The 9,075-nt window shown below is 69.3% G+C and carries 9 protein-coding genes; 7 read left to right on the forward strand and 2 right to left on the reverse strand.

What is annotated here, in order from left to right:
* Positions 1-55: 55 nt before the first annotated feature.
* The 6 genes from groES (at position 56) to K8V84_RS20560 (ending at position 6,965) form a co-directional block, all read left to right on the forward strand.
* The gene (gene groES, locus K8V84_RS20535; RefSeq protein ID WP_067600482.1) at positions 56-367 is read left to right on the forward strand and encodes a co-chaperone GroES; all 312 of its coding nucleotides are present in this window, start codon (positions 56-58) and stop codon (positions 365-367) included.
* A gap of 107 nt (positions 368-474) precedes the next feature.
* Positions 475-2,073: a chaperonin GroEL gene (gene groL / locus K8V84_RS20540; RefSeq protein WP_304077468.1), complete on the forward strand. Its 1,599-nt coding sequence runs from the start codon at positions 475-477 to the stop codon at positions 2,071-2,073.
* 171 nt (positions 2,074-2,244) lie between these two features.
* Positions 2,245-2,910 (forward strand): RNA polymerase sigma factor ShbA, encoded by a 666-nt coding sequence (shbA, locus tag K8V84_RS20545; RefSeq protein ID WP_304077481.1) that lies wholly within the window; start codon positions 2,245-2,247, stop codon positions 2,908-2,910.
* 294 nt (positions 2,911-3,204) lie between these two features.
* Positions 3,205-4,695, forward strand: a complete 1,491-nt coding sequence (guaB, locus tag K8V84_RS20550) for an IMP dehydrogenase (protein ID WP_304077470.1) — start codon at positions 3,205-3,207, stop codon at positions 4,693-4,695.
* A gap of 115 nt (positions 4,696-4,810) precedes the next feature.
* Complete coding sequence (locus tag K8V84_RS20555; RefSeq protein ID WP_304077484.1) at positions 4,811-5,917, forward strand: GuaB3 family IMP dehydrogenase-related protein; 1,107 nt, start codon at positions 4,811-4,813, stop codon at positions 5,915-5,917.
* Between the two features lie 169 nt (positions 5,918-6,086).
* A complete protein-coding gene (locus K8V84_RS20560) occupies positions 6,087-6,965 on the forward strand; it encodes a lytic transglycosylase domain-containing protein (RefSeq protein ID WP_304077473.1) in 879 nt (292 codons plus the stop codon).
* On the opposite strand, the gene K8V84_RS20565 is transcribed toward K8V84_RS20560, so the two are convergent.
* Together K8V84_RS20565 and K8V84_RS20570 are read right to left on the reverse strand one after the other, a co-directional pair.
* Entirely contained in the window at positions 6,947-7,330 is a 384-nt protein-coding gene (locus K8V84_RS20565; protein WP_304077474.1) for an STAS/SEC14 domain-containing protein, read from the reverse strand. The genes K8V84_RS20560 and K8V84_RS20565 overlap by 19 nt on opposite strands.
* Positions 7,331-7,421: 91 nt before the next feature.
* Positions 7,422-7,847, reverse strand: coding sequence for a DUF3224 domain-containing protein (locus K8V84_RS20570; protein WP_304077477.1), 426 nt, complete (start codon positions 7,845-7,847; stop codon positions 7,422-7,424).
* 96 nt (positions 7,848-7,943) lie between these two features.
* On the opposite strand from K8V84_RS20570, the gene K8V84_RS20575 reads away from it, so the two are divergent.
* On the forward strand, positions 7,944-8,954 hold the full coding sequence (locus K8V84_RS20575; protein ID WP_304077479.1) for a YafY family protein: 1,011 nt from the start codon (positions 7,944-7,946) through the stop codon (positions 8,952-8,954).
* Positions 8,955-9,075: the final 121 nt, after the last annotated feature.

A 9,075-nucleotide genomic window follows, 5' to 3' on the forward strand; every position in this document is an offset into this window, starting at 1 on the left:
TGCCGCACGGGCCGCCGTTCAGGACACCGAAACCTTGAAGGGGGAGGTCACTACCGTGTCGACCGCCACCAAGACCGTGCTCAAGCCGCTCGAGGACCGCGTCGTGGTCAAGACCCTGGAGGCCGAGCAGACCACCGCCTCCGGTCTGGTCATTCCGGACACCGCCAAGGAGAAGCCCCAGGAGGGCGAGGTCCTGGCCGTGGGTCCCGGCCGCTGGGACGACGAGGGCGACAAGCGCATTCCGCTGGACGTCAGCGTCGGCGACGTCGTTCTGTACAGCAAGTACGGCGGCACCGAGGTCAAGTACGACGGCGAGGAGTACCTGGTGCTCTCCGCCCGCGACCTCCTCGCGGTCGTCGAGAAGTAGCTCTCGGCGTTCGATCCTCGACATCCCGCACCGGTCGGCCCTCGAAGCCGGGCGGGGCGGGATGTCCTCGTTACATGACCTCACAACGGTAAGAGGAAACACCACAGATGCCGAAGATCCTGGAGTTCGAGGACGACGCCCGGCGCGCCCTCGAGCGGGGCGTGAACCGTCTCGCCGACGCCGTGAAGGTGACGCTCGGTCCGCGCGGCCGCAACGTCGTCATCGACAAGAAGTTCGGCGCCCCCACCATCACGAACGACGGTGTGACCGTCGCCCGTGAGATCGAGCTGGACGACCCCTACGAGGACCTGGGCGCCCAGCTGGTCAAGGAGGTCGCCACCAAGACCAACGACGCCGCGGGCGACGGAACCACCACCGCCACCGTGCTGGCCCAGGCGCTGGTCCGCGAGGGCCTGCGCAGCGTGGCCGCCGGCGCCTCCCCGATGTCCCTGAAGAAGGGCATCGACGCCGCCGCCCAGCAGGTGTCGGAGACCCTGCTCGAGCGCGCCGTTCCGATCAAGGAGCGCTCCGACATCGCCTACGTGGCGACCAACTCGGCCCAGGACGCCCAGATCGGCGACCTGATCGCCGAGGCGTTCGACAAGGTCGGCAAGGACGGTGTCATCACCGTCGAGGAGTCCCCGACGTTCGGGCTGGAGCTCGACTTCACCGAGGGTCTGCAGTTCGACAAGGGCTACATCTCCCCGTACTTCGTCACGGACGGGGACCGCCAGGAGGCGGTGCTGGAGGACGCCCTCATCCTCATCAGCCAGGGCAAGATCGGCAACCTCAACGAGCTGCTGCCGCTCCTGGAGAAGGTCGTCCAGACCAAGAAGCCGCTGCTGATCATCGCCGAGGACGTCGAGGGCGACGCCCTGGGCGCCCTGGTGCTGAACAAGATGCGCGGCGCGCTCAACGTCGCCGCGGTCAAGGCGCCCGGCTTCGGCGAGCGCCGCAAGGCCATGCTCCAGGACATCGCCGTTCTCACCGGCGGCCAGGTCATCTCCGAAGAGGTCGGCCTGACCCTGGACAACGCCGAGCTGGACGTGTTGGGCACCGCCCGTCGCATCACCATCACCAAGGACGACACGACCATCGTCGACGGTGCCGGCGCGCAGGCCGACGTCGAGGACCGCGTCCGCCAGATCCGCAACGAGATCGAGGCGAGCGACTCCGACTGGGACCGCGAGAAGCTCCAGGAGCGTCTGGCCAAGCTCGCGGGCGGCGTCTCGGTGCTGCGCGTGGGCGCGGCCACCGAGATCGAGCTCAAGGAGAAGAAGCACCGCCTCGAGGACGCCATCTCGGCGACCCGCGCGGCCATCGAGGAGGGCATCGTCGCCGGCGGCGGCGCCTCCCTGGTGCACGCTTCCACCGCCCTGGGCGACCTCGGCCTGACCGACGACGAGGCGACCGGTGTGTCCATCGTCCGTCGCGCGCTGGTCGAGCCGGCCCGTTGGATCGCGGAGAACGCCGGCGCCGAGGGCTACGTCGTGACCCACAAGATCTCCGAGCTGGAGGTCGGCCACGGGTTCAACGCCGCCACGGGCGCCTACGGCGACCTGACCGGTGAGGGCATCCTCGACCCGGTCAAGGTCACCCGTTCCGCCGTCCAGAACGCCGCGTCCATCGCGGGCATGCTGCTGACCACCGAGGTGCTGGTCGCGGACAGGCCCGAGGAGGACGAGGGCGACGGTCACGCCCACTAGAGGGTGAGATGTCGAGTGGGGGCGGGCCGCCACGGTGTCCCGCCCCCACTCGCCGAGGCGGGCCGGAGTGGCCGGGCTCACTATCATGGGGGAGGGTCGAAAGAACCCCTTCTCTGCGGTGATTTCGGGCCATTTTCCCAAAATGTGACCATTCCGTAGTTGCCGATTGGAGTGGTTGGGTCCCGTGGTGCGGGCATCATTCCTAACGTGACGGATGCAGGCGCCCGGGGGGGCGTTACCGCGCAGCGGACAGGGACTCCCTCCGACGCGCGCGAAACGGGTTTGAACCATCTGGGGTCGCTCGCGGTTCAGGGGGACGACGGGGCGATGGACTCGCTGCTGCGCGAGGTCCGCCCCATGGTGGTGCGGTACTGCCACAGCAGGCTGGCTCGGGTGTCGGGGCTGGCGCACCACTCCGACGACGTCGCGCAGGAGGTCTGCATCGCCCTGTTGACGGCGATCCCCCGATACCAGGACCGGGGCAGGCCCTTCGCCTCCTTCGTGTTCGGCATCGCGGCGCACAAGGTCGCCGACACCCTTCGGGTGGCCGGGCGGGTGGAGACGGTCCCCACCGACACCGTGCCGGAGCCACCGGACGAGGGGCCGGGACCGGAAGAGGCCGCCGTGCGCGTCATCGAGGCGCAGCGGGCCAGAGAACTTCTCGACGAGCTTCCCGAACAGCAGCGCAGACTGCTGGTGTTGCGGGTGATCACGGGATTGACAGCGGACGAGACGGGACATCTCCTTGGAATGTCGGCAGGGGCGGTACGGGTTGCCCAGCACCGAGCTATTGCTCGGCTTCGGAAGGTGGCCCTGGCGAACCGCGTCCTCCCATAGGGCCTCGATCGAGCACGGGCGCGTGCCCGGGCCGGGGAGGCGAACCTGCCCGAACCGCATCACCTTCCTCCCGCCGCGGCACTCTCGGGGGTACTGCCGTTACCCCCACGCCTCGTTCCGGTGACCCTTCGGTGACCTCGGGCCCCGGCGAACCGTGACGTTGCACACTTCATTGCCGGGGTGACGGGGTGAACAGTCCATTCCACCTGGGGAGCACGACACGACGTCCTAGGATGAGACGACACGCGGGGGCGATCCGCGCAGGTGTTGCCGGTCAACAGCGGAGGTTGTGTCATGAGCCAGGACTACAGCGAGTACGGGGACAAACTGCTCCCGCCGGGGCTGACCTACGATGACGTCCTGCTGGTACCGGGTTACTCCGACCTCCAGCCCGGCGAGGTGGACACCGCCACCCGCCTGTCCCGCAACATCGAACTCAGCATCCCGCTGCTGTCCGCGGCGATGGACACCGTCACCGAGGCCCGCATGGCCGTGGCGATGGCCCGCCAGGGCGGCGCCGGCGTTTTGCACCGCAACCTCTCCGCCGAGGACCAGGCCGGTCACATCGACCTGGTCAAGCGCTCCGAGGCCGGCATGGTCACCGACCCGGTCACCTGTCAGCCCGAGGACGACCTCGCCGAGGTCGAGCGCCTGTGCGCCCACTACCGGATCTCCGGTGTCCCGGTCACCGACACCCAGGGCCGGCTCGTCGGCATCGTGACCAACCGCGACATGCGCTTCGAGGACGACCGCTCCCGCCTGGTGCGCGAGGTCATGACCACGGAGAACCTGGTCACCGCGCCGGTCGGGGTCAGCCGTGAGAAGGCCTTCGGGCTGCTGCGCAAGCACAAGGTCGAGAAGCTTCCGCTGGTGGACGCCGACAACCGCCTCCGCGGCCTCATCACCGTCAAGGACTTCATCAAGAGCGAGCAGTTCCCCAACGCCACCAAGGACGCCGACGGCCGTCTCGTCGTCGGCGGCGCCGTGGGCGTGGGCGCCGAGGCGGAGGAGCGCGCCAAGCTGCTCGTCGAGGCCGGGGTCGACTTCGTCGTCGTCGACACCGCGCACGGCCACTCCTCGGGACTGGCCGACATGATCGCCAAGCTCAAGGCCAACTCCCGCGCCGACATCGTCGCCGGCAACGTGGCCACCCGCGCCGGGGCCCAGCTGCTCATCGACGCCGGCGCCGACGCCGTCAAGGTCGGAGTGGGCCCGGGTTCCATCTGCACCACCCGCGTGGTCGCCGGGGTGGGCGCCCCACAGCTCACCGCGATCCTGGAGGCGGCCAAGGCGTGCGGCCCGGCCGGTGTTCCGCTCATCGCCGACGGGGGCCTGCAGTACTCCGGCGAGATCGCCAAGGCGATCACCGCGGGCGCGAGCACCGTCATGCTCGGCAGCCTCCTGGCCGGTGTGGAGGAGAGCCCGGGTGAGCTCATCTTCATCAACGGCAAACAGTTCAAGGCCTACCGGGGCATGGGGTCGCTGGGCGCCATGCGCGGCCGTTCCTTCTCCAAGGACCGCTACGCCCAGGCCGACGTCTCCTCCGAGGACAAGCTCGTCCCCGAGGGCATCGAGGGTCAGGTGCCCTTCCGCGGCCCGCTCTCGGCCGTCGCCCACCAGCTCGTCGGTGGTCTGCACCAGTCCATGTGGTACGCGGGCACCCGCACCCTGGCCGAACTGCGTGAACGCGGCCAGCTCATGCGCATCACCAGCGCCGGCCTGCGCGAGAGCCACCCGCACGACATCAAGATGACGGTGGAAGCGCCCAACTACAACGCCCGTTGAAGCACGAACGGGAAGTGAGAGGGTGACCGTGGACGGATAGACTCGCGTCCGCGGTCATCGCGCCGGTCGACCGATCGGTGCCGCACGTCAGAGGGGAATCGAAGCGTTGGCTCAGGTGGAGATCGGGCTGGGAAAGAACGGGCGTCGCGCCTACGAACTCGATGAGATCGGGATCGTGCCGGCCCGGCGAACCCGGGACCCGGAAGAAGTATCGATCTCCTGGCAGATCGACGCCTACCGGTTCGAGACGCCCCTGGTGGTCAGCCCCATGGACAGCGTCGCCTCGCCCAAGACCGTCGTCGCGGTCGGGCAACAGGGCGGCCTCGGAGTCTTGGACCTGGAAGGTCTGTGGACGCGGTACGAGGACCCGGAGCCGTTGCTCCAGGAGATCCGTGAACTCGGCGACGTGGCGGCCACCAAGCGGCTCCAGGAGATCTACTCCGCTCCCATCCAGGAGGAGCTGATCGGCCGCCGGATCGAGGAGATCCGTGACGCCGGCCTGGTCACCGCGGCCCGTCTGTCGCCGCAGCGTACCGCCCAGTACCACAAGGCGGTCGTCGACGCGGGCGTGGACATCTTCGTGATCCGCGGCACCACGGTCTCCGCCGAGCACGTCTCGGGTAGGGCCGAGCCGCTCAACCTCAAGCAGTTCATCTACGACCTCGACGTCCCGGTCGTGGTCGGTGGCTGCGCCACCTACACCGCAGCCCTGCACCTGATGCGCACCGGTGCGGCCGGCGTGCTGGTCGGCTTCGGCGGCGGGTCGGGTCACACCACCCGTTCGGTTCTGGGTGTGGCGGTTCCCATGGCAAGTGCCATCGGCGACGTCGCCGCGGCCCGGCGCGACTACCTCGACGAGTCCGGCGGTCGCTACGTGCACGTCATCGCCGACGGCGGCATGACCGGCAGCGGTGACATCGCCAAGGCCCTGGCCTGCGGCGCCGACGCCGTCATGGTCGGATCCCCGCTGGCCCGCGCCACCGAGGCGCCCGGCGCCGGCTACCACTGGGGCAGTGAGGCTCACCACGGTGAGCTTCCGCGCGGCGAGCGGGTCGAGGTCGGCACCATCGGTGACCTCAAGTCGATCCTGCACGGGCCCGCCTCCACCAGCGACGGTTCCATGAACCTCATGGGTGCCCTGCGTCGCACCATGGCGACCTCGGGTTACTCGGACCTGAAGGAATTCCAGCGGGTCGAGGTCGTCGTCAACCCGCACCGGTAGACACGACCGCGAACACGCGACGAAACACCGAGGGGACGCCCCGCCGACCGGCGGGGCGTCCTTCGTTTCCAAATGCCCGCCGGTGAGATCCGGTCGAGACCATGTGCGACCATGGGGCGAGTTTTGATGTGTCGTTACGTCTTGGTGACCTTTCCTTGGGGAGGACTGCATGGGTGACAGCGTGAGCGGCGCCCGGCGGCGCCGAAGCCGCGGGCCGGTGATCGCGGTCAGTCTCGCCTTGGCCGTATGCCTCTTGGTGACGGTGGGGGTCGTGGTCCTGGTCGGGCGGGTGTCCACCGCGCTCAACGGATGGGAACCACCGACCGCCGCCTCCGTCGACCCCTCGGACGGCACCATCGCGACCCCGCCGCACGACGAACTGACCGGCCCACCCGAACACACCGGGGTGACGCCGCGTACCGACGACGAGACCGAAGAGCCCGCCGAGGCCGCCGGCGCGGACGAACAGTCCCGACCCGCGCCCGGAGCGCAGCGTCCCGACGACACCTGGCTGGACGAGGTCGCCGACGCGACCGGGATCCCGCGCCGGGCCCTGGAGGGCTACGCGAGCGCGCAGCTGGTGCTCGACGAGGACCAGGCCGAGTGCGGCATGTCCTGGCCGACCCTGGCCGGGATCGGCTTCATCGAGTCCCGCCATGGCACCTATGCGGGCGGCGAGATCGGTCCGGACGGCACGACCACCGTGAACGTCATCGGTATCCCGCTCGACGGAACCAACAACACCCGGGCCATCCCGGACACCGACGACGGCGAGCTGGACGGGGACACCGAGTGGGACCGGGCGGTCGGTCCGATGCAGTTCATCCCGGTGACCTGGGAAAAATGGGGCGAGTCACTGGAGGGGGAGACCCCCGACCCGCACAACATCGACGACGCGGCCCTGTCCGCAGCCCGCTACCTGTGCGAGGACGGTCGTGACCTGAGCAGGACCGAGGACTGGGTGGACGCGATCTTCGAGTACAACCGGTCCGACACCTACCGGGACGACGTCCTCGCCTACGCGCACGCCTACGCCGACGCCTCCTGAGAGGTTCCCCGGTCCCGTACCCAGGCCCAGGCCTGATCCTCCTCGTCGGACTCGAAGAAGCGCAGGTCCATGTCGACGAAGGCGTCCGCCAGGGTGGTGAGGTACTCGACCACACGGCTGTCACCGACCACCGCGTAGCGCTCGATCTGGTGGAAGTGCTCCTTGGCGAACCGCAGTCGCTCGCCGAGGGTGGGGGTCTCGCCGGCCGGCCACCCGTGGACCCGGACCAGGAGACGGACCCCGCCGAACCGGTCGATGGCGCGGCGCACCTCTCCCAGGAGTTCCTCGAAGGACTCCTGGGAGATGGTGCCCTCCACCTCGAACCCGAGCACGTCGTCGTCACCGGAGCCCAGTCTTCTGTACATGGCCCCTCCGTTCCTCGAATGGCGGCGTGCGGGCGCACCTACCCGTTCGGGGCGGTGACCATGCGTTCGAGGTGGCGGCCGCGCCCCTTGGTCAGGGCAGCGTGTACTCGAGGACGTAGGCCACCGACGGCTCCCCGGGCACGGCCACGTACCGGCCGGTGCCCCGCAGCCCGGTCAACTCCTCGGTGCCGGAGACCACCTCGAACCCGCAGCGCACCTCGCCCCGCTCCAAGAAGGTTCCGCGTTCCTCCAGGATGAACGTGCCCGCCCGTCCGTCCAGGGTCCCGCTCAACCGCTGAAAACCGGTGAACGAGCCGGTCCCGTCCTCCAGGTACACGAACGTGTAGGCGCAGTCGGTGTCGGCCGCCTCGATCCCGCCGCTGTAGTGGTTGGTCACGTGGGCCCGGGCGAGCTTGGGAGAGGGGCCCTCCGACAGTTCCTCCTCCTTCCAGTCCGCGAAGGTGAAGGTGCCCTCGGTGCGTTTGGTCGTCTGTGTGGACCGTGTCGTCCGGGACATGGTGTCCCTCCCGATTCCTTCGGATCTTCGGTGCTTCGAGGACCAGCCTTGTCGATGTACCTGACATCCACTGTCAGGTACGGAGAGAATGTTGGTATGCGCGCCGACCGAATCGTCTCCCTGCTCCTGCTGTTGCAGAACCGCGGTCGGATGACCGCACCCGAACTCTCCACGGAACTGGAGGTGTCGGTACGCACCGTCTACCGGGACGTCGAGGCGCTCGGCGCGGCCGGGGTTCCGGTGCTCGCGGACCGCGGACCCGAGGGCGGATACCGGCTTATGGACGGTTACCGCACCCGGCTGACCGGGCTCACCGATGCCGAAGCGGAATCCCTGTTCCTGATCGGTGTCCCCACCGCCGCCCGTGACCTGGGGATGGACGCGGTACTCACGACCGCCCGAAACAAACTGAGCGCCGCCCTGCCCGCCCCGCTCGCAGAACGGGCCGCGCGCGCCCAGGACCGTTTCCACCTGGACGCCCCCGCCTGGTTCCGAGAGGCCGACGAGGTCCCGTACCTCGGCGTCATCACCGAAGCGGTGTGGGAGCGCCGGGTCCTGCGGGTCCGTTACCTGCGCTGGCGAGGTGAGGTGGAACGGCGACTGTGCCCTCTCGGCATCGTGCTCAAGGGCGGCACCTGGTACCTGGCGGCCCTGGCCGGTGAGGGCGCGGAGTCGTCGGTGCGCACCTACCGGGTGTCACGCGTGCAGGAGGCTCACCCGACCGGCGAGCTCTTCGACCGCCCGACCGGGTTCGATCTGGCCGAGTACTGGGAGGAGTCGGCCCGCCGACTGGAAGCGTCGATGCTCAAGGGGATCGCGCATCTGCGCCTCGCTCCGGAGGCCGTGAAGCTGCTGCCGATGCGCTTCGGCGCGATAGGCCGCCGTGCCCTGGAAGCAGCCGAGCCGGCGGGGGACGACGGGTGGGTGGAAGTCCACTTGGAGGTGGAGTCGCTCCCGGTGGCGGTGGGAGACCTGCTGCGCATGGGTGCGAGCGCGGAAGTGCTGGGGCCAGCGGAGCTGCGGAGGGCCGTCGCGGCGGAGGCGGCGGCAGCGGCCCGTCTGTACGGAGGAGGGGAGCTGTGCGAAGGAGGAGAACAAGGGGAGTAGAGGAGGGGCCGGGATCGGGGTGGTGGGGGTGGGGCGGGTTATCCACAGGCGGCGGGGTTCGGGGTGGTGGTCGGTTGCGTGGACGTGATCCCATCGATCATGGGGGAGCCGCTGGTTTCGC

The sequence above is a fragment of the Nocardiopsis listeri genome (genome assembly GCF_020741345.1).
Taxonomy (GTDB): Bacteria; Actinomycetota; Actinomycetes; order Streptosporangiales; family Streptosporangiaceae; genus Nocardiopsis; species Nocardiopsis listeri_A.